Origin of the sequence: Acidovorax sp. KKS102 (assembly GCF_000302535.1) — a bacterium.
Taxonomy (GTDB): Bacteria; Pseudomonadota; Gammaproteobacteria; order Burkholderiales; family Burkholderiaceae_C; genus Acidovorax.
Genome location: NC_018708.1, coordinates 5,041,293 through 5,063,042, shown reverse-complemented (window position 1 = coordinate 5,063,042; position 21,750 = coordinate 5,041,293). Strand labels below are relative to the sequence as shown.

At 60.5% G+C, this 21,750-nt stretch carries 21 protein-coding genes; 15 read left to right on the top strand and 6 right to left on the bottom strand.

Going from position 1 to position 21,750, the window contains the following annotated elements; genetic code table 11:
- Positions 1-5: 5 nt before the first annotated feature.
- The 10 genes from sucD to tfpZ all read left to right on the top strand — a co-directional run bounded on the left by sucD (position 6) and on the right by tfpZ (position 12,778).
- Positions 6-902, top strand: a complete 897-nt coding sequence (sucD, locus tag C380_RS23265) for a succinate--CoA ligase subunit alpha (RefSeq protein ID WP_015016294.1) — start codon at positions 6-8, stop codon at positions 900-902.
- 144 nt (positions 903-1,046) lie between these two features.
- The gene (locus C380_RS23260) at positions 1,047-1,733 is read left to right on the top strand and encodes a TerC family protein (RefSeq protein ID WP_015016293.1); all 687 of its coding nucleotides are present in this window, start codon (positions 1,047-1,049) and stop codon (positions 1,731-1,733) included.
- Positions 1,734-2,002: 269 nt separating this feature from the next.
- Positions 2,003-4,636 carry a CHASE2 domain-containing serine/threonine-protein kinase gene (locus C380_RS23255; protein ID WP_043565803.1) on the top strand — a complete coding sequence of 878 codons (2,634 nt, stop codon included), beginning with the start codon at positions 2,003-2,005 and terminating at the stop codon, positions 4,634-4,636.
- A 17-nt stretch (positions 4,637-4,653) separates the two neighbouring features.
- A complete protein-coding gene (locus C380_RS23250; RefSeq protein ID WP_015016291.1) occupies positions 4,654-5,442 on the top strand; it encodes a Stp1/IreP family PP2C-type Ser/Thr phosphatase in 789 nt (262 codons plus the stop codon).
- Positions 5,443-5,483: 41 nt separating this feature from the next.
- A complete protein-coding gene (locus C380_RS23245) occupies positions 5,484-6,134 on the top strand; it encodes an FHA domain-containing protein (RefSeq protein ID WP_015016290.1) in 651 nt (216 codons plus the stop codon).
- Positions 6,135-6,206: 72 nt separating this feature from the next.
- Positions 6,207-8,471, top strand: a complete 2,265-nt coding sequence (locus tag C380_RS23240) for a CHASE2 domain-containing protein (RefSeq protein ID WP_015016289.1) — start codon at positions 6,207-6,209, stop codon at positions 8,469-8,471.
- Positions 8,472-8,481: 10 nt separating this feature from the next.
- Positions 8,482-9,270: a 3',5'-cyclic-nucleotide phosphodiesterase gene (locus C380_RS23235; protein WP_015016288.1), complete on the top strand. Its 789-nt coding sequence runs from the start codon at positions 8,482-8,484 to the stop codon at positions 9,268-9,270.
- Positions 9,271-9,586: 316 nt separating this feature from the next.
- Positions 9,587-10,126, top strand: a complete 540-nt coding sequence (locus C380_RS24740) for a pilin (RefSeq protein WP_015016287.1) — start codon at positions 9,587-9,589, stop codon at positions 10,124-10,126.
- 77 nt (positions 10,127-10,203) lie between these two features.
- Positions 10,204-11,865 (top strand): PglL family O-oligosaccharyltransferase, encoded by a 1,662-nt coding sequence (locus tag C380_RS24735; protein ID WP_015016286.1) that lies wholly within the window; start codon positions 10,204-10,206, stop codon positions 11,863-11,865.
- 154 nt (positions 11,866-12,019) lie between these two features.
- A complete protein-coding gene (gene tfpZ / locus C380_RS23225) occupies positions 12,020-12,778 on the top strand; it encodes a TfpX/TfpZ family type IV pilin accessory protein (protein WP_015016285.1) in 759 nt (252 codons plus the stop codon).
- Positions 12,779-12,821: 43 nt separating this feature from the next.
- Here the strand turns inward: tfpZ and moaC are convergent, their stop codons facing one another.
- Entirely contained in the window at positions 12,822-13,313 is a 492-nt protein-coding gene (gene moaC, locus C380_RS23220) for a cyclic pyranopterin monophosphate synthase MoaC (protein WP_015016284.1), read from the bottom strand.
- Positions 13,314-13,509: 196 nt separating this feature from the next.
- On the opposite strand from moaC, the gene C380_RS23215 reads away from it, so the two are divergent.
- Positions 13,510-14,970 (top strand): M48 family metalloprotease, encoded by a 1,461-nt coding sequence (locus C380_RS23215; RefSeq protein WP_015016283.1) that lies wholly within the window; start codon positions 13,510-13,512, stop codon positions 14,968-14,970.
- On the opposite strand, the gene C380_RS23210 is transcribed toward C380_RS23215, so the two are convergent.
- The 3 genes from C380_RS23210 to C380_RS23200 all read right to left on the bottom strand — a co-directional run bounded on the left by C380_RS23210 (position 14,938) and on the right by C380_RS23200 (position 16,671).
- Positions 14,938-15,291, bottom strand: coding sequence for a phage holin family protein (locus C380_RS23210; protein WP_015016282.1), 354 nt, complete (start codon positions 15,289-15,291; stop codon positions 14,938-14,940). The genes C380_RS23215 and C380_RS23210 overlap by 33 nt on opposite strands.
- A 74-nt stretch (positions 15,292-15,365) precedes the next feature.
- The gene (locus tag C380_RS23205) at positions 15,366-15,824 is read right to left on the bottom strand and encodes a hypothetical protein (protein WP_015016281.1); all 459 of its coding nucleotides are present in this window, start codon (positions 15,822-15,824) and stop codon (positions 15,366-15,368) included.
- Between the two features lie 91 nt (positions 15,825-15,915).
- On the bottom strand, positions 15,916-16,671 hold the full coding sequence (locus tag C380_RS23200; RefSeq protein WP_015016280.1) for a TerC family protein: 756 nt from the start codon (positions 16,669-16,671) through the stop codon (positions 15,916-15,918).
- A gap of 523 nt (positions 16,672-17,194) precedes the next feature.
- On the opposite strand from C380_RS23200, the gene C380_RS23195 reads away from it, so the two are divergent.
- Both C380_RS23195 and C380_RS23190 read left to right on the top strand, forming a co-directional pair.
- A complete protein-coding gene (locus C380_RS23195) occupies positions 17,195-17,641 on the top strand; it encodes a DUF3717 domain-containing protein (RefSeq protein WP_015016279.1) in 447 nt (148 codons plus the stop codon).
- 47 nt (positions 17,642-17,688) lie between these two features.
- Entirely contained in the window at positions 17,689-17,994 is a 306-nt protein-coding gene (locus C380_RS23190; protein ID WP_015016278.1) for a putative signal transducing protein, read from the top strand.
- 85 nt (positions 17,995-18,079) lie between these two features.
- Here the strand turns inward: C380_RS23190 and C380_RS23185 are convergent, their stop codons facing one another.
- Positions 18,080-18,640 carry a YaeQ family protein gene (locus C380_RS23185; protein WP_015016277.1) on the bottom strand — a complete coding sequence of 187 codons (561 nt, stop codon included), beginning with the start codon at positions 18,638-18,640 and terminating at the stop codon, positions 18,080-18,082.
- Positions 18,641-18,741: 101 nt separating this feature from the next.
- Entirely contained in the window at positions 18,742-20,121 is a 1,380-nt protein-coding gene (gene purB / locus C380_RS23180) for an adenylosuccinate lyase (RefSeq protein WP_015016276.1), read from the bottom strand.
- Between the two features lie 131 nt (positions 20,122-20,252).
- On the opposite strand from purB, the gene C380_RS23175 reads away from it, so the two are divergent.
- On the top strand, positions 20,253-20,867 hold the full coding sequence (locus tag C380_RS23175) for a glutathione S-transferase N-terminal domain-containing protein (RefSeq protein WP_015016275.1): 615 nt from the start codon (positions 20,253-20,255) through the stop codon (positions 20,865-20,867).
- Positions 20,868-20,972: 105 nt separating this feature from the next.
- The gene (locus C380_RS23170) at positions 20,973-21,689 is read left to right on the top strand and encodes a TetR/AcrR family transcriptional regulator (RefSeq protein ID WP_015016274.1); all 717 of its coding nucleotides are present in this window, start codon (positions 20,973-20,975) and stop codon (positions 21,687-21,689) included.
- Positions 21,690-21,750: the final 61 nt, after the last annotated feature.

Here is a 21,750-nt window from a genome sequence, read left to right as displayed (position 1 = left end):
CACACATGTCGATCTACATCAACAAAGACACCAAGGTCATCACCCAGGGCATCACGGGCAAGACGGGCCAGTTCCACACCGAGAAGTGCCAGGAATACGCGAACGGCAAGAATGCCTTCGTGGCAGGCGTGAACCCCAAGAAGGCTGGCGAGTCCATCTTCAACATCCCGATCTATGCCTCCGTCAAGGAAGCTGCCCAGCAGACCGGCGCTACCGTGTCGGTGATCTATGTGCCTCCAGCAGGTGCTGCGGACGCCATCTGGGAAGCCGTGGAAGCCGACCTGGACTTGGCCATCTGCATCACCGAAGGCATTCCCGTCAAGGACATGCTGATGGTGCGCAACAAGATGAAGGCCAAGGAAGCTGCTGGCGGCAAGAAGACGCTGCTGCTGGGCCCCAACTGCCCCGGCCTGATCACGCCTGACGAAATCAAGATCGGCATCATGCCCGGCCACATCCACCGCAAGGGCCGTATCGGCGTGGTGTCCCGCTCGGGCACGCTGACGTACGAAGCCGTGGCCATGCTGACCGAAGTCGGCCTGGGCCAGTCGAGCGCCGTGGGCATTGGTGGCGACCCCATCAATGGCCTCAAGCACATCGACGTGATGAAGGCCTTCAACGACGATCCAGACACCGATGCCGTGATCATGATTGGCGAAATCGGCGGTCCTGACGAAGCCGAAGCCGCCCAGTGGTGCAAGGCCAACATGAAGAAGCCCGTGGTGGGCTTCATCGCTGGCGTGACCGCTCCTCCCGGCAAGCGCATGGGCCACGCAGGCGCCCTGATCTCCGGCGGTGCTGACACGGCCGACGCCAAGCTCGCCATCATGGAAGAGTCGGGCTTCGTCATCACGCGCAACCCGTCTGAACTGGGCAAGCTGCTCAAGGCCCAGCTGAAGTAAGTTGCCTGGCCCCGCCGCGACCGTAAGCACAATTACGGACGCGGCGCTCGGCACAGACCGCTAGACTGGCGGCTCCAACAAAAAGAGAAGCGCTCGGAACCCCGGTTCCGGGCGCTTCTTGCATTCATAACAGTGGAGTCAGTCATGGAGTTTCTGCAAAGCGCCGATTTCTGGATCGGCCTGGTGAAGATCGTCTGGATCAACATCATTCTTTCGGGCGATAACGCAGTGGTCATCGCGCTGGCCGCCCGGTCCCTTCCCCCCCATCAGCAAAAGAAAGCCGTGTTCTGGGGCTCCGGCGCTGCCGTGGTCCTGCGGATCTTACTGACGGTGGTGGCGGCCAAGCTGCTGGAGCTTTCGTTCCTGCAGATCGTGGGCGGTTGCCTGTTGCTGTGGATTGGTTTTCAGCTGCTCAGCGACGACGAGGAGGAAGAGGGCGAGTCCAAGACCTATGGCAGCCTGATGGCCGCCGTTCGCACCATCCTCATTGCCGACCTGGTGATGAGCCTCGACAACGTGATCGCCGTGGCGGCTGCGGCGCAGGGCAACGTGGTGCTGCTGGTGCTGGGCTTGGCCATCAGCATTCCGCTGGTCATCTTTGGCAGCACCCTCATGATCAAGCTCATGGAGCGTTTCCCCATCATCGTGGTGCTGGGGGCTGCCCTGATTGGTTGGGTGGGTGGTGAAACCATCGCCAGCGATGCCATCTTGCACGACTATGCGGTGGCGCATCCCGCACTGCACTATGTGGCGGCCGCACTCGGCGCAGCGCTGGTCGTGGGCGTCGGCAAGTTCTGGCGCAAGGGGTCGAACAGCGCCTCCGCCACTTGACGGCTGGAGCTGCGGCCGGGGCTTGCGCGCAGGCCTCGGCCGTTGCGTCAGATACAAAGTGTGACAAAAATGGCACGGCAGTCACTTCCTATGGAAAGGCTGCGTGACAAGAACGGCACCTGGCGCTGCCCCGGGGAGCGATTCGCCGCCCATCCCCTTGTCTCTGCTGTCCCGACTGCCTGTGTTTGCCTGGGCGCGGTTATTGCTTGAAATCCACCCAATACTGAGTGGAAAAACAGCAAGTGGGACGAAAAACCTCGGCGCGGCGGATGGGTGGATGGCGTACCGATGGCTTGTGGGGCGGATTGGTGGCATTGGCTGTTGCAGGCCTGTGCGCAGTGACGGGCGCATCGCTCACGCTTGAACACAAGCTCTACGACGCAGCCATCCGCACTGCGTCACCCGCCCCGCTGGCCGACGTGGTGATTGTGGGCATCGACGATGCCAGCCTGGCTGCACTAGGCCCGTGGCCCTGGTCGCGCGACATCCATGCCCGATTGATTGATCGCCTGTCCGCAGCCGGCGCCCAAACCGTTGTTTACACCCCCGCATTCACGCAGCCCCAGAGTGACAGGGGGCTGGCCTATCTGCGCAAAATCCGCGACACCCTGTCAGCTTCGACAGAAACAACCCCGCTGACAGCCGAACTGGGCCGCGTGGTGGGAGAGGCAGAAGCCGCACTGGACGGAGATGCGCGTCTGACGGCATCCATCCAGCGGGCGGGCAATGTGTTCCTGGCCTCGCGGTATGAAAATGCGGGTGCTGCAGCCCCTCTGCCCGCGTACGTACGCCGCAGCACGGCACCCGACCCGGGTACGACTGCCACCACGCTGCAATCCGCGCAGCACCCCATCCCGTCGTTGGGAACGGTGGCTGCGGGAGTGGGGCATGTGTATGCAGAGCCCGACAACGACGGCCGTGTGCGCCAGATTCCTCTGCTGCTTCGCTACGACAGCGTCGGGGTGCCGTCCTTGGCGTTGCTGGCGGTACAACACAGCCTACACCTGGGCCTGGATGACCTTCGTGCGCTGGATGCGTCGGAGGGCTTGCGCCTGGGCGGGTTGAATATTCCCACCAATGCAGGAGTCATGCTGCGCCCTCGCTGGCAGGTGTCCGGTGACGGTGCAGGTACATTCCCAACGCTCTCAGCTGCAAGTGTGCTCGATGGAACGGCTCCCGCCGGCAGCCTCAAGGGCAAGATCGTGCTGGTGGGCGAAATGACAGATGCGCCGGGCGCTGCCGCAGTCAGGGGGGGAGAGCGCCTCGTCCATCCCGTGGAGGTGATTGCGCAAGCCGTGTCATCCATGCGTCTCGGATTGGGGGTGGTCGAACCAAGCTGGGCCATGCCGGTCACCTGGCTGGTGTTAGCGCTGGCGTTGCTCTATGTGGTGCTGGTGGCGCCCCGTTTGGCGCGCCCCTTGGTGGTGGCTGTGGGGGCTGGGCTCGTGCTTGCGGGTGTTGCCACGGAGTGGACTCTTTTGCGTTACGGCGGTTTGTGGCTTTCGTTGCTGTCGCCCGTTCTGGCCGTACTGACCGGTACCACCGTCGTAGCACTTTTGCACCAAGGGCAGCGCAGCGAAACCTCCGCGCGCTCTGCCGAAGCCGCCGAAGCCGACCGCATGATGGGCTTGGCCCTGCAAGGCCAAGGGCAGCTGGACATGGCCTTTGAGCGCTTGCGCAAGGTGCCTGCCAGCGGCGCGCTTCTGGACAATCTCTACCATTTGGCGGAGGACTTCGAACGCAAGCGCCACTTCGGCAAGGCGCAGGCGGTATACGAACATATCCTGCGCCACGACCGACACTACAAGGACGCTCGCAGCCGCTACAAGCGTGCCAAGGCACAGGCCCAAGGGGGGGCGCAAGCTTCGTTAGGCGCTGCAGACTCTTTGCCAAGCGCCTCCGCCGGAGCACCCCGCCTGCCCGGTGACGCGAGCGTGGGCGTGCCCATGCTGGGGCGCTACCAGATTGACCGCGAAATTGGCAAAGGTGCCATGGGGGTGGTGTATCTGGGGCGTGATCCCAAGATCGGCCGCGTCGTGGCCATCAAGACGCTGGCCTTGGGACAAGAATTTGAAGGCGATGCCTTGATTGATGCGCGCGCGCGGTTTTTCCGCGAAGCCGAAACTGCGGGGCGATTGCAGCATCCGAACATCGTCACCATTTTTGATGCCGGCGAGGAGCATGACTTGGCCTACATCGCCATGGAGTTCCTCAAAGGCCAGGACCTGACCCATGCTTGCGGCCAGGACCGGCTGCTGCCAGTCCCCACCGTGCTCTCCATTGCGGCCAGGGTAGCCGATGCGCTGGACTATGCCCATGCCCACAACGTGGTGCACCGCGATATCAAGCCGGCCAACATCATGTTTGACCGCGGCACCGACGCGGTGAAGGTGACGGACTTCGGCATTGCGCGCATCACGGATTCGAGCAAGACCCGCACGGGGCTCGTTCTGGGAACGCCCAGCTTCATGTCCCCGGAGCAATTGGCCGGAAAGAAGGTCGACGGGCGTTCGGATCTTTATTCGCTGGGCATCACCCTCTTCCAGTTGCTGACGGGTACGCTGCCGCTGCGGGGTGCGTCCATGACCGAGCTGATGCACAAGATTGCGAGCGTGGAGGCTCCCGATGTGCGGCAGCTGCGTCCTGAACTTTCAGCGGCTGTGGCCAAGGTGGTGGCGCTGTCCTTGCAAAAGCGCCCGGAGGCACGCTATCAGACCGGGCGGCAGTTTGCGGCGGACCTGCGGCAGGCCTTGGCGGGCGACGCGCAATCCAGCCCTGAGGCAGTCGTCTATGATGCGGACCGCGATGCAACAGGGCAAGAAATGGCGGATTTTCAGGAAACCGTGATGGAGCCCCCCGCCGTGCGGGGTGCGGCAGCCCCGCCGATTTCGGGCGCCCCATGACGCACGCCTCCACATCCATGACCTACGAATTCACTGCGCGGACCGATAAGGGCCGCGTGCGTTCCAACAACGAAGACGCGGTCGCCGTTGACCGCGATGCGCAGGTCGCGATACTGGCCGATGGCATGGGCGGTTATAACGCGGGTGAGGTGGCCAGCGGCATGGCCACCACCTTCATTCGTACCGAGATGGCCCGCTGGCTGGCCCAAGCGGGCGCAAGTCCCCAGTCCACGGACGTGCGCCGGGCGCTGGAAATCTGTGTCGAGAATGCCAACCACGCCATTTTGGGGGCGTCGCTCTCCAATCCGCAGTACGCGGGTATGGGTACGACGCTGGTGGTGGCGGTGTTCCATGGCAGCCGCCTGATCCTGGGGCATATCGGCGATTCGCGCTGCTACCGCCTGCGCGATGGTGCTTTGCAGCAAATCACGCGCGACCATTCCTGGTTGCAGGAGCAGGTCGATGCAGGTCTGCTGACGGCACAGCAGGCGGCCCTGTCTTCCAATCGCAATCTGGTGACGCGGGCCTTGGGTGTGGAGCCCAATGTGCTGATGGAAGTCAACGAGTTCCAGGTGGCGCCGAATGACCTGTTCCTGCTGTGCTCCGACGGGCTCACCGACATGGTGTCCGATTCGGATCTGGCGGAGCTGGTACGGGCGCCCATGCCTTTGGAAGAAAAAGCGACACTGCTCATTGACACCGCCAATGCCAACGGTGGTCGTGATAACGTGAGCGTGCTGCTGGTGCAGGCTGCCGCAGGAGGCAAGAAGCGCGGCCTCATGTCCCGATTGCTAGGGGCCTCTTGAACGGCCCGAACTACAACAATTCATCACATCAGGAGTGGATCATGCCGAGAATGATCGTTTCAATCGACGGCGTTGTTATCAAGGAAGTGCAGCTGACCAAGGAGCGGACTACGCTGGGTCGGCGCCCATACAACGACATCGTGATCGACAACCTTGCGGTGAGCGGCGAACATGCGGTGCTCCACATGGTGGGACACGATGTGGAGATTGAGGATCTGGGCAGCACGAACGGTACCTACGTGAATGCCAAGGCCGTCAAGCGCCAGGAGCTGCGCAATGGCGACACGGTCGAGGTGGGCAAGTACAAGATTCGCTTTTTGCAGGATGCCGAAGGTCAGAATTTCGAAAAGACCATGATCTTCAAGCCCGGCATGGTGCCGCCTGCAGTGGCCGCCGCCAGGCCCGCGCCAGCCGCCCCTGCGCCCGCTCCGATTTCAGCGGTAATTCGTGTCATGTCGGGCGCAGCAGCGGGGCGCGAGGTGTCCTTGCAGAAGGTCGTGACCACCATTGGCAAGCCTGGCGTGGCTGTGGCATCCATCACCAAGCGGCACCAGGGTTTTGTCTTGGCTCACGTGGAGGGGCCTGAAATGCCCCTGCTCAACGGTGCGGCCATTGGTGCTTCGCCCGTTCCTCTCAAGCACGGCGATCGCCTGGAACTGGCTGGCACCGAGATGCAGTTCGAACAGACTTGACCTCTGGCATGGGCCCGCGTCATGGCTGCGGGCCTCTGCTGACCTGAACCTTCTCTCCTTGCGCGCGGACCCATGCTGCAGTCCCTGTCGCACCTGTTCCGCCGACGCTGGCGGCGCATTGCAGTCACGCTGATACCGCTGGTTTTTGCACTGCTGCATGTTGCCGATGTGCTCCACCTGCAGGTGTTGGAACGACTGGACAACATCATCTACGACACCCGCCTGCGGGTGACTATGCCTCGAACGCTGGACGAGCGCATCGTCATTGTCGATATCGACGAGAAAAGTCTGGGGCGTGTGGGCCAATGGCCCTGGCGCAGGGACAAAATGGCAGCGCTGGTGCGCGAACTGTTTGAGCGCCAGCAAGTGTCGGTCGTCGGATTTGACGTTCTGTTTGCCGAGGCCGACGAGAGTTCAGGTCTCTCTACGTTGCAAGAGCTGGCCCAAGGCCCTTTGCGCAGCCAGCCGGCCTTCCAGGAGCAACTGAAAAGACTGGCACCGTCGCTGGACTATGACGCGCTTTTTGCGCAGTCCTTGCGTGGGCAGCCCGTGGTGCTGGGTTACTACCTGTCGGGCGAAGACCGCGACGGCATCACGAAAGGCATGCTGCCGGACCCTGCGCTCCCGTTGGAGCGCTTACGGGGCCTGCCGCTGGGAGCAACCACCTGGCGCGGCTATAGCAGCAATATCGAGGCGCTGACCCGCGCAGCCCCTGCAGCGGGGTTCTTCAACTCCATCACGGACGAGGACGGGGTCGTTCGCTCCTTGCCTTTGTTGGCCGAGTACCAAGGGCAGTATTACGAGTCGCTGGCGTTGGCCATGTTCCGCACAGCCATCGGGCTGCCAGAAATCCATCCGGGCTTTGTGAATCCCACACCGGTTGGGACGCATGATTTGCTGCAAAGCATCGTGTTGCGACAGGACGGTCGCACTCTGGCGCTCCCTGTAGACCAGCAACTGGCCACCCTCATTCCTTATCGGGGACCGGGAGATGCCAAAGGGGGCTCCTTTCGGTACATCTCAGCGTCGGACGTTCTGGATGGCGTGCTCCCACCTGGCCAGCTCAAGGATCAATTGGTGCTGGTCGGGTCCACCGCGCCTGGCTTGCTCGATTTGCGTGTGACGCCAGTGGGCAGAACCTACCCTGGCGTAGAAACCCATGCCAACGTGTTGTCGGCATTCCTGGATGGCAAAAGCATCGTTCGGCCCGACTATGCCGCCGGGTTCGATGTGCTGCAGCTCCTCTGCGCAGGGCTACTTTTGGCGGTGGCATTGCCACTCTTGTCTGCATCTTCAGCGGTCTTGCTGAGCGCCGGCGTGGTTTCTGCGCTAGTGGGGCTGAACCTGTGGATGTACATTGCGCAAGGTTTGGCGTTGCCACTGGCTACGGCGGTGGTGATGTCCATGCTGGCCTTCGCGCTCAACATGGCCTACGGTTATTTTGTGGAGAGCCGGTCCAAGCGCGAACTCGCAGCGCTGTTCAGCGCCTATGTGCCTCCAGAGCTGGTGGCCGAAATGGTCAAGCAGCCAGAGCACTACAGCATGCAGGCCACCAACCGGGAGCTGACGGTGATGTTCTGCGACATGCGCGGCTTCACCGCCATGTCTGAGAGGATGGAGCCTTTGCAACTGCAAGGGTTGCTGAATGAAGTGTTCAGCAAGCTCACCCATATCATCCGCAGCCACCGCGGCACCATCGACAAATACATGGGCGACTGCGTCATGGCGTTTTGGGGTGCGCCCGTGGCGACGCCAGACCACGCGCAGCTGGCGGTGACTGCGGCCCTGGAAATGTCGCAGGCCATTGGGCAAATCAACGCCGATCATCGCCAGCGCGGCCTGCCTGAGATCGGAGTGGGCATTGGGCTCAATACGGGCGTCATGTGCGTGGGCGATATGGGCTCGGACATCCGGCGCAGCTACACGGTCATCGGGGATGCGGTCAACCTTGGCTCGCGGCTTGAGGGGTTGTCCAAACACTACGGCACGTCGATCGTGGTGAGTGAATCTGCCATGCAGCTCGCCCCTCAGTTTGTTTGGCAGGCCATGGATCGCGTTCGCGTCAAGGGCAAGGCGCAGGCCGTACCGATTTACCAGCCGCTGGCGCCCCGGGATCAGCTACACGCCGAACTCGCTGAAGAACTGGTGATATGGGAGGGTTTTTTGCGAGCCTATGCGGCGCAGGAATGGGCACAATGCGACAAGCTGATGGCTCAGTTGCGAGGCCTCAGACCTCGTTGCACTCTCTACGATTTGTATGCTGCACGGGTCGAAGGCCTGCGTGGGTTGCCTTTCAATCCTGACTGGGACAGCGCCACCAATTTCGATACCAAGTAGAGGGTTCTACATGAAGGTTCGCGTGCTGGGGTGTTCCGGCGCTATTGCCAAGGACTGTCGCACGACATCGTTCTTGATTGGTGACAGCATCTTGCTTGATGCCGGCACCGGCGTGGGCGACCTGACGCTGGAAGAGATGGGCAAGATTGACCATGTGTTGCTGACCCATTCCCACCTGGACCACATCGCCGCGCTGCCCCTGATGCTCGACGCGGTGTCGTCGCAGCGCCGGCACCCGGTGCAAGTGCATGCCCTGGCTGCCACCATCTCTGCGCTGCAGACGCATGTCTTTAACAACGTCATCTGGCCGGATTTCAGCGCGATACCGTCTGCTGCATCACCGTTTCTGCAGTATCAAGCTTTTGTATCGGGCGACGTATTGAGCATCGCAGGTGTTCAAATCGAGGTGCTACCGGCCCACCATACCGTTCCCGCCGTGGGGTTTGCGGTGCTGGGTGATACAGGCTGGTGGGTTTTCAGCGGGGACACCGAACGCAACCCGCCATTCTGGAATCGCATCAACACATTGAAGGTGACTTGTTTGGTGATCGAAACAGCCTTCAGCAATCGTGAAAGCGATCTAGCCCGACGGAGCCTGCACCTCTCCCCCGAGACCTTGGCGCAGGAACTGGCTCATATCCCGGCAGCTAACCATTACCCCATCTATATCACGCACACCAAGCCGTCGGAGACCTCGCTAATCATGGACGAGATCAGTCTGCTCGACTGTACTGCCCGCACCCACCTCAGCCCGCATGACATCCGCTGGTTGAGTGCAGGGGAGACGATGGAGGTATGAGGATTTGGCTGGCAGTAGTGACAATATTGGGCGACAAAAATGTAATTTCTGATGACTGCAAGGTTGTTGTGCGTGCGCGTATTCGCATCTGCGGTTGAGTGCATTGGGCGGGTTCTCCAACAAGGGCTAAAAAGTGATCTTTTCTGCCAAATTTTTGGTGGAGTTGCTTGACTTTTGATTGTGCAGTCTGAAATTGCCAAGCTTTTAGCTCGTCCATCGGGTTCACGATGGGTTCGCTTGATCGAGAACCGTTCTGGTAAGTGGGCACGCCGATTGCTTCAACACCATGCATTTGCAACTGTCCTAGGAGTTCTTCATGAAGCGTTCTCTCCAAAAGGGTTTTACCCTGATCGAATTGATGATCGTGGTCGCGATCATCGGTATCTTGGCTGCTGTGGCTCTGCCTGCTTATCAGGACTACACCATGCGAGCAAAGATGTCTGAGGCAGTCTTGGCGGCCTCCGGCTGCCGTACTTCCATTACTGAAACCGTTCAATCTGCTACTTCCACCTTGCCGGCCGCCAACGGATGGGGCTGCGAGGCTGGTATCACTGATGCCTCAGGTAACGTCTCCGGAAGTCCCTCGACGTATGTTCAGAAGATTGAAACCACAAACACTGGCAAGATTTTGGTTACTACCCAGGGTTTGAAAAATAGTAATGCCACCCCCCCGGCTGTTGGCGGAGTTGTTACCCTAGTTCCTTTGAAAAACACTAACACAGGGACTGGTGCTGCCACCCCTGCGGAGCTTACAAATACGGATACCGGTCTGACCATCTATTCATGGCGTTGCGGCTTGCCAGCTGACGGCACAACTGTTTCATCAAAGTTCCTGCCAGGTTCTTGCCGCGGCTAATGCGTGTGAATGCATAGATTATTCATCAATGCTATAAAAACGCCCCCTCGGGGGCGTTTTTATTTAGTTTTCACTGCATGAACTATGTACTTGGCTTGAGTTTGCTGATGTGCTGTTTTCTCCAAAGCTTTAGCGCGCTTCCGTGGAGATCCGCACACAGTGAACTCTTCGCATTCTTCGCCGTATTGGCATGGGCCTGGGGTGTCGCGCGTCGTATTGGAGTTTTTCAAGTTCGATTGAGCTCGCCGATTCTTGTATTGCTTGGCTTGAGTGTGTTGATTTCGATTCAATACGTCAGTGGACAAATTGAATTTGGTGGAGATGCAATAATTTTATTGCTTTACGTTTTTTTATGCATCAGTGCACTTCTTGTTGCCCAATGGCATGGCGATGATGCAGTGTGGCCCGTTGCCTTGGCATTGGCATTGCTTATAACAGCCCTGGCGTCTACCCTTATTGCACTTACACAGGCACTGGGCGTGTGGGGTGAGGCGGGCTGGATTGTTCAATATTCAGGATTCCGCAGGCCGGGAGCAAATCTAGGGCAACCAAACCATTTGGCCACGCTCTTGGTCATGGGCGCTGCCAGTTTGATTTATCTGAATCAACGCCTGTCTGTCAGTCGCCCCGTAACAATTTTGTTGAGCCTTGTGCTGTTCGTGGGCATGGGCGTTGCAGAGTCGCGCACTGGGCTGCTCAGCGGTCTCGCCTTGTGCTTTTGGTGGTTTGCACGTAGGCGGGTATTGGTCCGTGCCTTGTATTGGCCATGGATTGCGACGTGTGCGCTGGCGCTCATCGCCATCATGTGGGTATGGCCACCTTTGATTTCGCACATTCATGAGGCAGGCACACCGCAAAAAGGGGTGACGATAAACACTTCCGCCGGTATTCGTGTGGAGGTTTGGCAACAGCTATGGGACGCCATGTGGATCAAACCATGGCTGGGCTGGGGTTTGCGGGGTGTATCCACGGCGCTAAATGCAGTGCAACACAATTATGTTCATAGCTCACCATTTACCTATGCGCACAACATCATCTTGGACATGATGATTGGTATGGGTATCCCTTTGACTGCGCTTGTTGTGTGCGCCGCATCGGTGTGGATGTGGCAGCAGGTAAGAAATGTTGAGACGACACGATCCTGGTATGCAGTAGGCTTGCTGATTCCATTAGGTATTCATAGTCTATTCGAATACCCTTTTGCCTATGCTTACTTTTTGGTGCCTGCCATGCTGGCTATTGGAATGTTGGGGCAGCAAGTTGAACGTTCTATGACGAAAATTGTTTCATCAAGAATCTTATATGGGATGTTTTTCCTGTTTGGATTGGTATTGGTTTGGTTGAGTGTGGAGTATTTAAATATAGAGGAAGATTTTCGCATTGCTAGATTCGAGAGTATCAATTTGGGTCAGACACCAGCTGGCTACGAGCAGCCAAATACTCTGTTACTGACACAGCTTAAGGCAATGATCGCAGCAACCAGAACTGTGCCACGGCCGCTTATGGCTGCTGAGGAAATTGATCTGCTCCGCGCAGCTACACTGAGATTTCCTTGGGTGCCAGTGCAAAATACTTACGCGCTTTCTCTTGCACTGAATGGAAACTCACCAGAAGCCATCAGGCAACTAAAGGTTCTGCGGGCCGCACACGGAGAAAAGGTGTACGAAGGAGTCAAAGCAACTTGGGTGGAGCTGGCGCAAACCAAATTCCCCCAATTAAAGGTTCTTGCTTTGCCTTAGCATCCTCAGCGAGCTGCGACGGCCATGCAAGGGCTGGCCGCTTTCTGGCAACTACTTCAAGCATGCGGACTTGGTGTCGTGAATCAAAAAACAAGAATACAGACGCAGTCAAAAGGTGGTTTCTCACGCTCATTCAATGAAAGCAACTACGACTATGCAAAACTGGAAGAAGCGCCTGCGTGTAAGTGGTATCCATTTGTGTATCAGTCTTTGTTTTGCGACGCTGGCAGCTGCGCTGGTTTTTGGGCTGTGGTATCCCTTTCCTTATCGGGAAATTTCTGGTGGGCGTGAGTTATTTTTCTTGGTGGTTGCGGTAGACGTAGTCATAGGGCCCTTGATCACCCTGATCATTTTTAATCGTACCAAGCCTCGCCGCGAACTGCTGATGGACTTTGCGTTGGTGGGCTTGTTGCAACTAGCTGCCTTGGGCTATGGGTTGTGGACGGTCTTTGTGGCGAGGCCGGTGCATCTGGTTTTTGAGTACTCTCGCATGAGTGTGGTCCACGCCATCGAGGTGGACGCCGCCTTGCTCAGTAAAGCGCCGCCCGGCTTACAAAAGCTCCCCCTCACAGGACCGACAGCAATTGCCCTGCGTCCTTTCAAAAATTCTGTGGAAGAGTTTGAGTCCACAACGGCTGCGCTCAGGGGCTTTGCGCTCGCTGCCCGTAGCGACCTTTGGCAAACTTACGAAACGGCTAAGGGCGATGTTTTGAAGGAAGCGAAGCCCGCTGCGAATCTGTACACGCGTTTTCCTGGCCGAACCGTGCAAATCGATCAGGCCGTTACGGCCACGGGTCGGCCGGTCGCAAGTCTGCGCTACCTCCCCTTGTTGAGTAGAAAAATGGCTTGGACTGTGCTGTTGGATGCCAACAGCGCCGAGCCAGTTGGTTTTCTGCCACTGGACTCTTTCTGATAGCAAATCCTTTAACGCGCAACGGCGTCGCACTGACGGCGGTTCACCCCGCCGCCACAAAACTCCCCGATTTCCCCCCATGCTTCTCTATTACGCGAACCTCATGGATCGACATGCCCCGGTCCACGGCCTTGCACATGTCGTAGATGGTAAGCAGGGCCACTTGCACGGCAGTGAGGGCTTCCATCTCTACACCGGTCTGGCCAACGGTCTCTACCGTTGCTGAGCAAAATATGCCGACGGCGCCCAATTGTTGGGCGCTAGAAGCCTCGAATTCAATAGCGACGCGAGTCAATGCCAGCGGGTGGCACAGGGGAATCAAGTCGCTGGTTTTTTTTGCCGCCATGATGCCAGCGATGCGAGCAATACCCAGCACATCGCCTTTCTTCGCGGTGCCCGCTTCGATGACAGCCAAGGTGGCGGGCAGCATTTCTATGCGTCCACTGGCGACGGCAATACGGTGTGTGGTGGCCTTGGCGGCCACGTCAACCATGTGGGCCCGGCCTTGGGCATCGAAGTGAGTGAGTGCTGACATGGCGTGATAACCGGGTGAATCGATGGGAAACATTTGAGCGAGTGGGCATCATACGGGCATGTGGAACGCTAAACACACCCCCGAAGTACCAGGAACTAAGGTCTCCTTGGTTATTCAAAAAAAACAGCAAAAAGTGCCTATAACGCTTTCTGGTATTGCACTGAACGCTTCTCTATTAATAGCAATTGGTGTTGGTGTGGCACTTCCTGCCGTCGCACAATCTCCTCTCCCCACCCTTGGCGACTCCAGCGACCTCACCACCAGCGCCGAGCGCCGTCTGGGCGACCGCATCATCCGCGAGCTGTACAGGGACCCCGACTACGTCGATGACCCCGTTGTGGCCGACTATGTACAGGGAATCTGGCAGCCTCTCCTGTCTGCGGCCAAGTCACGTGGTGAACTCAGCGCCGAGCTTGATGAGCGCTTTGCCTGGGAAATCCTGCTGGGTCGAGACCGCACGGTGAATGCGTTTGCCCTGCCCGGCGGCTACCTAGGGGTGCATCTGGGTTTGATTGGTGTGGTGGCGACACGTGATGAACTGGCTTCCGTGTTAGCGCACGAACTGAGCCATGTGACTCAGCGCCATATCTCGCGGCTGATCACGCAGCAGAGCAAGCAGACGCCGCTACTGCTGGGGGCGATGGTGTTGGGGGCGCTTGCAGCCAGCAAAAACCCTGGCGCCACGCAGGCCCTGGTCGTAGGTGGTCAAGCCTTGGCCATTCAGAACCAGCTCAATTTCTCGCGGGACATGGAGCGCGAGGCGGACCGTATTGGCTATGGGCTGATGGCCCCGGCAGGCTTCGCGCCCCAGGGCTTTGTGAGCATGTTTGAAAAGCTGCAGCAGGCCAACCGGCTCAACGACAACGGATCGTGGCCCTATTTGCGCAGCCATCCGCTGACCACAGAGCGCATGGCAGACATGCAGTCGCGCATCCCTCCGGGAGCAGCGTCTGCGCCTGGGGGCCCAACGCAGACTTCCAGCGAACATGCCATGGTGGCCGCGCGGGCGCGCGTGTTGTCCAATCCTGGGGTGGACACTTTGCGTCAATGGATTGCGGAGCCCAAGGGCTCAGGGTTTCAGTCACAGCCGCTGCCGCGACGGGCCGCCGCGCTGTATGCGGCGGCGCTGGCAAGCAGCCAGCTGCGTGATGCAGCCAATGCGCGTCTGGTTGCCCGCCAGCTGGATGACCTGGTGCGGCAGGACCCCGCCGCTCACCGCCTGTCACGCCTGTTGGCGGCGGAGATCGAGCTGGCAGCGGGCGATGCCTCTGCAGCCCTTGCGTCCATGCCAGAGGGCAACAACGCACGCAGGCCAGAGTTGGTGCTGCGTACTCAAGCCCTGTTGCGCGCCAACCGAGCAGCGGACGCCACGCAGGCGTTGCAAACCTGGGTGGCCACCCACCCCAAGGATGCGACCGTGTGGCAACTGCTCGCATCAAGCTGGCAAGCGCAAGGCCAGGCGTTGAGGGCGATTCGTGCAGAGGCCGAAGCGCAAGCCGCGCGGTATGACTATGCTGCTGCGGTAGACCGGTTCAAGGCCGGCCAAGAGATGGCCCGCCGAGGTGGACCTGCGGTGGACCACATTGAGGCTTCCATCATCGACACCCGTTTGCGCGCGATGGAGTCACTTCTTCGCGAACAGGCCGCCGAGCGCTGATTCGATGATCACGCCGAGCACCGAGTAGATCAGCGAGCCCAGCAACGCAGCCCCAAAACCGGCGACGTGGAAGCCGTCCAGCACGCTGGCCGCTGCCCAGAACATGAGTGCGTTGATGACGAAGAGAAACAGCCCGACCGTAACGATGGTGACGGGTAAGGTGAGTACGACCAGCACCGGTCGCAGCACCACATTGAACAGGCCGATCACGAAGGCCGCGATCAGCGCCGAGGTGAAGCTTTTCACCTCCACACCGCTGTAGACGTAAGCCACAAACAGCAGCGATGCAGCGCTGAGCAGCCATTTCAGAAGAAGTCGCATGGCCGGAGAATAGCACTGGCCTGCTGTACTGCAATCGCTGGATGTGGCTTGGCTGGCCACACACACCTACCGGCCTATTCGAGCGCCAGCACCCACAACACGCCAAAGCCGGTGAGCACGCTGCCCAGCGTGCCCGACAGTGACGACCAGCGCCCGTCCAGACGGCCGGCGGGCTGCACGGGCTCGGACTTGGGGCGACGTGCATCCACCACGGGGGCGGCCACTGCGCCACCGACCTCTGCCTGAATTTGGGCCGTGAGTTCGGCCAGCGGGCCCTTGGCCACCACCGTGGTCACCGCGCCCGAAGGTGCATGCAACGTCGGGACAATTTGTGCGAACAGCTTGTCCGCCCATTTGGTACGCCAGTTCTCACGGGTGCTGTGGCTCACCCATTTGCTGACGCGGTGGGTCATACGGGGTGCACACGCCACCAGCACCCAATGGGTGTGTGCGCTGGCGGGGCGCCCGCACAGGGGGGCGAGTACCTGCTGCGCGTACGCTGCGTCGTCCACATACACGATGACTTTGTCCATACCCACCTCCAGGTGTGCGGCAGGCCACAGGGGCGCGGTATGGCCCCCTGTGCTGCCTCAGATGCAATGCAATCCGCGTGAAACGGTCGGGTCAGTGCCCTGCCGGTGCAGAGCCGGCACTGGCGCGGCGAGCCAGGATGATCTTGCCTGCCAGCAAAACCAGCAGCGCGCCAGCCACGCTCGCCCCGTACTTCACGACATCGGTCACTTCGCCGGTCACGCTATCGACGGGCATCTTGAGCATCCACTGCCACTTGTCGGGGTTGGCGAGCGCCGGGTCGGTGACCAGCATGCCGCCCGCAATCCAGCCCAGCAACATACCGCCCAGCGTGATGATGAGAGGAAACCGCTCCATGAGCTTGATGACCAGCTGACTCCCCCAGACGATGATCGGGATAGAGATCAGCAGACCCAATACCACCAGCAAGAACGAGTGGTCGCCCGCATTCTGCGCTGCACCGGCAATGGCGATCACGTTGTCCACGCTCATGACCAGGTCGGCCACGATGATGGTCTTGATGGCGGCCAGCAGCTTGTCGCTGCCTTGCACGTCGCCATGGCCTTCTTCATCGGGGGCCAGCAGCTTCACGCCAATCCACACCAGCAGCAGCGCGCCCACAAACTTGAGGAAGGGCAGTGCCAGCAAGGTCATTGCGAAGGCGATCAGGATCACACGCAGCACGATGGCGCCGGCCGTGCCCCAGATGATGCCCTTGGTGCGCTGTGCGGGAGGCAGTTTGCGGCAAGCCAGGGCAATGACCACTGCGTTGTCGCCCCCCAGCAGGATGTCGATGATGATGATCTGGCCGAGTGCGAGCCAGAATTCGGGCGAAGCCAAAAAGTCCATAAATTCCTCAATGTCAGTGGCGCGAAACGAGGATCCTGGCGCCACTGTAGCGCCGAGTCCCCCGCAGGGATAGGGGGCTTTGGGTGACCTGGTCAAGGAAGGCTTGCCCCGGACAGGGGTGCGTTGGCAAGCGAAGGGACGGCCTTGATCAGCCCACGGTGGGCCCATCAAAGGTCTTGCTCAGTTCCACACAGGCTGGTTGTGTGTGAACCCGGATTGCCGGAAGCATGGCTTCGTATTGACGACAAATCCGATGCCTTGCGCTGGCTCGGCCCGAATGATGGCGGGTCGGCTTGCAAGGCGGGAGCTACTCCCCTTCGAGACAGCGATTGGAACATCCCCGGCGTGGCAGCGCAAGGGCTCGGGCGTTGTGGTTACTGCGTATGTCTGTGGGGCTTGTGAGGTGGATGGGGCGGGCAGACGATGGATACCACCACTGCCAGCGTCCCTTGTGGGGGACCGCTATGATCCAGCCCCCTTCTCCTGCTGTACCGCTGCGCTTCTGCCCTCTCGCCCCGTTCCCATGGCTGCCATCCACATCACCGACATCGAAGCCGCCATCAATTACTGGCGCCACCGCGCGCCTGCATCGGCCGAGGGGCTGGGCCTGGCGCCTGAGGTCCAGGCCCTGGGGGAGGTCTACGCGCTCATGGTCTATGGCCACACCACGGAAATCGACGAGGACAGCCTGCCTCCCGCCGCCATGGCCGCATGGCAGAGCTGGTACGACACGACACCCGACACGCCCTGCATCGCCATTTGTTCCACCAGCCAGGGCGACGATCTGTGCAAAGGCTGCGGACGCACGTTCGACGAGGTGCAATTCTGGCTCTCGTTCACGCCAGCAGAAAAGCGGGGGGTGTGGCGTCGCATCACCCTGGAGCACTCGGCCTGGCGGTTCAACCGGTATGCCGAGCGGGCGGCCGAGGGGGTGACGACCCCGGGCGCCGCCAGCAGCAAGGGGGTTTAGCGCGTGGCGGGCTATGCGCCGGCCTGGCAAACCGCTAAGGTGGTGCCATGCAGCGTCTGACCAAAGCCCCGAATATCGCCATCGCGACCCTGTGGGCGGACCTGCTATGCGAGGCAGGTATGACCGCCTCAGTTCAGCGCCAGTACCTGAGTGCCGCTGCGGGCCACCTGCCGCCCGACCAGTGCCTGCCCGAGATCTGGCTGGACCATGAAGAGCATGTTGCCCGCGCCCGGGCCTTGCTGCAGGAGCTGCAAGACCTGCCACAGCGCCACTGGGCCTGCCGCTGCGGCGAGATGGTGGAAGGCGGTTTTGAGCAGTGCTGGAATTGCGGCGCGTTCATGCCCCGCGACTGACGACACAGAACTCGTTTGCTATATATTCAATAGCTACTGAGGCATGTTGCACTAGCGCTAGTGGGCACTTTGGCTCAAAACCCCCTTACTTCCAGCGCACCGGCTCCACATGCACGCTGCCCTGCGTGCTGCTCAGGGTGATGGCCCCTTCCTGCACGGTGGCCTGCAGCTGCATGCTGCGTTCGGCCAGTTGCGCCAGCGCCTGGGAGGCTTCGGTCGGAATGCGCCACACCTGCAGCTTGTCCAGGCGCGAAAGCTTGCTCTCAATGCCTTTCCACCAGATTTCTGCGGCGTGGTTGAAGCAGTAGACGATCACGGAGTCCGCCTTGCTGCAGGCCTTGGTGAGCGGCTTGTCCTCGGGCTGGCCCACTTCGATCCACAGGCGTTTGCGGCCCGTGAAGTCGGTGAGGGACGCATCCGGGTCGTCCGGGTCCGACAGGCCCGCGCCAAACGCCAATGTGGCGTCGCCATTGCAAAGGTCGTTGAGCTGGTGCGCCTGCATGGCCAGGGCCGCCAGCCGCACCATCATGCGCTCGTCCGTCTCGCTGGGGTGGCGGGCCAGGGTGAGGGCATGGTCGGCGTAGTAGCCGTGGTCGATGTCGGCGATCTGGAGGTTCGCCTTGAAGATGGTGGATTTGATGGCCATGGATGTATCAAAAACAAGAGCTGCCAGTGCAAGTGGGTGCTTGCTTTGGCAGCTCCAGAGGTTTTAAGTGCCCACGCGATAAGCGCGGGCAGCTATCATTTTTATACGCGGCGTGCCAGCTCAGCCGCCTTGCCCACATAGCTACCGGGCGTCATAGCCAGCAAGCGGTCTTTTTCAGCCTGGGGAATTTCCAGCGACTGGATCAGCCCGTGCAGCGCCTCAGCCGTCACGGTCTTGCCGCGGGTCACTTCCTTGAGCTTTTCGTAGGCGCCCTGCACGCCAAAACGGCGCATCACGGTCTGGATGGGCTCGGCCAGCACTTCCCAGGCAGCGTCCAGGTCTTCGGCCAGGGCTTCTTCGTTGATTTCGAGTTTGTTCAGGCCCGTGAGCAGCGAGGCGTAGGCCAGCGTGGCGTAGCCCAGGGCCACGCCCATGTTGCGCAGCACGGTGCTGTCGGTCAGGTCGCGCTGCCAGCGGCTGATGGGCAGCTTTTCGGACAGGTGCTTGAGCAGTGCGTTGGCCAGGCCCAGGTTGCCTTCGGCGTTCTCGAAGTCGATGGGGTTGACCTTGTGCGGCATGGTGGACGAGCCAATTTCGCCTGCCTTCAGGCGCTGCTTGAAGTAGCCCAGGCTCACATAGCCCCAGATGTCGCGCGAGAGGTCGATCAGGATGGTGTTGGCACGGGCCACGGCGTCGAACAGCTCGGCCATGTAGTCGTGCGGCTCGATCTGGATGCTGTAAGGCTGGAAGGTCAGGCCCAGGCCCAGTGGTTCGGGGGTCTCAATAACCTTCTTGCTGAAGGCTTCCCAGTCAAAGTCGGGCCAGGCCGACAGGTGGGCGTTGTAGTTACCCACGGCGCCGTTCATCTTGCCCATGATCTTGACGGCGGCGATCTTCTCGCAGGCCGTTTGCAGGCGCATCAGTACGTTGGCCATTTCCTTGCCCACGGTGGTGGGGCTGGCCGTCTGGCCGTGCGTGCGGCTGAGCATGGGCACGTCGGCAAATGCGTGAGCCATTTCGCGCAGCTTGAGCATGATGCGGTCCAGGCCCGGCAGAATGACCTGGTCGCGGCCCGAGCGCAGCTGCAGTGCGTGGCTGGTGTTGTTGATGTCTTCGCTGGTGCAGGCAAAGTGCACGAATTCGGAGGCCTTTTCCAGCTCAGGACGGGCTTCGAACTTGCTCTTGATCCAATATTCGACCGCCTTCACGTCGTGGTTGGTGGTCTTTTCGATCTCCTTGATGGCGGCGGCGTCAGCCTCGGAGAAGTTCTTGACCAGGCCCAGCAAGTAAGCACGTGCTCCGGTAGTGAGGGGCTTGAACTCTGCAAAACCCGCATCCGACAGCGCAATGAACCAGGCCACTTCCACCTGCACGCGGCGGTGCATGTAGCCGTGTTCGCTCATGATCGGGCGCAGGGCGGCAAGTTTGGGGGCGTAACGGCCGTCAAGCGGCGACAGGGCGGTGATGGTGGACAGGCTCATGGCGCGCCATTGTAGGCGGGGCGGGTCGGCGGGGTGTGTGGGGGCGGCGCATCAGTCAGCCTCACGCCGGGTCGCTGTCGATAGAATCAAACCCGAATTGTTCAGCATCCCCGCGCACTGGAAGACACACCATGAAATTGATCGGAGCCACCACCAGCCCCTACGTGCGCAAGGTACGTATCGTGATGGCTGAGAAAAAGCTCGACTACCAGTTCGTGCAAGAAAACGTCTGGGCAGACGACACCCACATCTCCGCATCCAACCCCTTGGGCAAGGTGCCCTGCCTGGTGATGGAAGGCGGCGAGGCCGTGTTTGATTCGCGCGTCATCGTGGAATACCTCGACACCCTGTCGCCCGTGGGCAAGCTCATCCCATCGCAAGGGCGCGAGCGCGCAGAGGTCAAGACCTGGGAGGCCCTGGCCGACGGCGTGATGGACGCCGGCATACTGGCCCGCCTGGAAGCCACCTGGGTTCACCGCAAGGACAGCGAACGCAGCCAGGCCTGGATCGACCGCCAGTTGGTCAAGGTCAACGATGGCCTCAAGTCCATGAGCCAGGGCCTGGGCGACAAGCCCTATTGCAGCGGCATCCACCTGAGCCTGTCCGACATTGCGGTGGGCTGTGCGTTGGGCTGGCTGGAGTTCCGCTTTCCCGAGATCGCCTGGCGCAACGAATACCCCAACCTGGGCAAACTGCTCGACAAGCTGATGCAGCGCCCCAGTTTCGCGGACACCAAGCCTGCCTGACCTGTTCCCGGGGCCGCTTAGAGGCTCCGGCGAGCCCGTCCTGCCGCAGAGTGCGGCGGGTCTTTGTGCCGTTCGACCCTCCGCTTGCCGTATGCTCCCGGACGTATGAACGAAATGGTTCAAAACCCACCCCTAGTCGCTGGTACCAGGGCGACCCGCCAGCGCGCCGCACGCGAGGCCGCTGCCACCCCGGGCGCCGACCGAGTGCGCGTGAACGACCCGGACCGCACCATGGCCAACATCCTGCAGGTGGCCACGGCAGAGTTTGCCGACAAGGGCCTCGCCGGGGCGCGCATCGACGAGATCGCGGCGCTGACCAGCAGCAGCAAGCGCATGATCTACTACTACTTCGGTAGCAAGGAAGGTCTGTATGTGGCGGTGCTGGAGGATGCCTACCGGCGCATCCGCCGCATCGAGTCCGAACTGCACCTCGAAGACCTGGCACCCGAGCAGGCCCTGCGCACCCTGGTCGGCTTCACGGTGGACTACCAGCTCGCCAACCCCGACTTCATCCGTCTGGTGATGAACGAAAACATGCACCGGGGCGAGTACATCACCCAATCGGCCACGATCCAGGAACTGAACATCCCAGTCATCCATGCGGTGCGCGATGTGTACCAGCGCGGCGTGGCGGCGGGGGTTTTTCGTCCGGATGTGGACCCGGTCGATCTGCACATGTCGATCTCCGCCCTGTGCTTTTTCAACGTGGCCAACCGCCACACCTTTGGCGCGATCTTCAAGCGCTCGCTGGACACGCCTGCCGCCACGGCGCAACGCCGTGAATCGATCATTGAAATGATCGTGCGCTTTCTGCGGCCCTGATTCGCATTTCTCCGACGCATTGCGCGCCTTGACCGTGCGGTGCTCCCGGACATCGGAGCCG

Coding starts and splice junctions, on each gene's coding strand:
- sucD (WP_015016294.1), top strand. CDS start 6: ATGTCGATCTACATCAACAAAGACACCAAGGTCATCACCCAGGGCATC.
- C380_RS23260 (WP_015016293.1), top strand. CDS start 1,047: ATGGAGTTTCTGCAAAGCGCCGATTTCTGGATCGGCCTGGTGAAGATC.
- C380_RS23255 (WP_043565803.1), top strand. CDS start 2,003: ATGGGTGGATGGCGTACCGATGGCTTGTGGGGCGGATTGGTGGCATTG.
- C380_RS23250 (WP_015016291.1), top strand. CDS start 4,654: ATGACCTACGAATTCACTGCGCGGACCGATAAGGGCCGCGTGCGTTCC.
- C380_RS23245 (WP_015016290.1), top strand. CDS start 5,484: ATGCCGAGAATGATCGTTTCAATCGACGGCGTTGTTATCAAGGAAGTG.
- C380_RS23240 (WP_015016289.1), top strand. CDS start 6,207: ATGCTGCAGTCCCTGTCGCACCTGTTCCGCCGACGCTGGCGGCGCATT.
- C380_RS23235 (WP_015016288.1), top strand. CDS start 8,482: ATGAAGGTTCGCGTGCTGGGGTGTTCCGGCGCTATTGCCAAGGACTGT.
- C380_RS24740 (WP_015016287.1), top strand. CDS start 9,587: ATGAAGCGTTCTCTCCAAAAGGGTTTTACCCTGATCGAATTGATGATC.
- C380_RS24735 (WP_015016286.1), top strand. CDS start 10,204: ATGAACTATGTACTTGGCTTGAGTTTGCTGATGTGCTGTTTTCTCCAA.
- tfpZ (WP_015016285.1), top strand. CDS start 12,020: ATGCAAAACTGGAAGAAGCGCCTGCGTGTAAGTGGTATCCATTTGTGT.
- moaC (WP_015016284.1), bottom strand. CDS start 13,313: ATGTCAGCACTCACTCACTTCGATGCCCAAGGCCGGGCCCACATGGTT.
- C380_RS23210 (WP_015016282.1), bottom strand. CDS start 15,291: ATGCGACTTCTTCTGAAATGGCTGCTCAGCGCTGCATCGCTGCTGTTT.
- C380_RS23205 (WP_015016281.1), bottom strand. CDS start 15,824: ATGGACAAAGTCATCGTGTATGTGGACGACGCAGCGTACGCGCAGCAG.
- C380_RS23200 (WP_015016280.1), bottom strand. CDS start 16,671: ATGGACTTTTTGGCTTCGCCCGAATTCTGGCTCGCACTCGGCCAGATC.
- C380_RS23195 (WP_015016279.1), top strand. CDS start 17,195: ATGGCTGCCATCCACATCACCGACATCGAAGCCGCCATCAATTACTGG.
- C380_RS23190 (WP_015016278.1), top strand. CDS start 17,689: ATGCAGCGTCTGACCAAAGCCCCGAATATCGCCATCGCGACCCTGTGG.
- C380_RS23185 (WP_015016277.1), bottom strand. CDS start 18,640: ATGGCCATCAAATCCACCATCTTCAAGGCGAACCTCCAGATCGCCGAC.
- purB (WP_015016276.1), bottom strand. CDS start 20,121: ATGAGCCTGTCCACCATCACCGCCCTGTCGCCGCTTGACGGCCGTTAC.
- C380_RS23175 (WP_015016275.1), top strand. CDS start 20,253: ATGAAATTGATCGGAGCCACCACCAGCCCCTACGTGCGCAAGGTACGT.
- C380_RS23170 (WP_015016274.1), top strand. CDS start 20,973: ATGAACGAAATGGTTCAAAACCCACCCCTAGTCGCTGGTACCAGGGCG.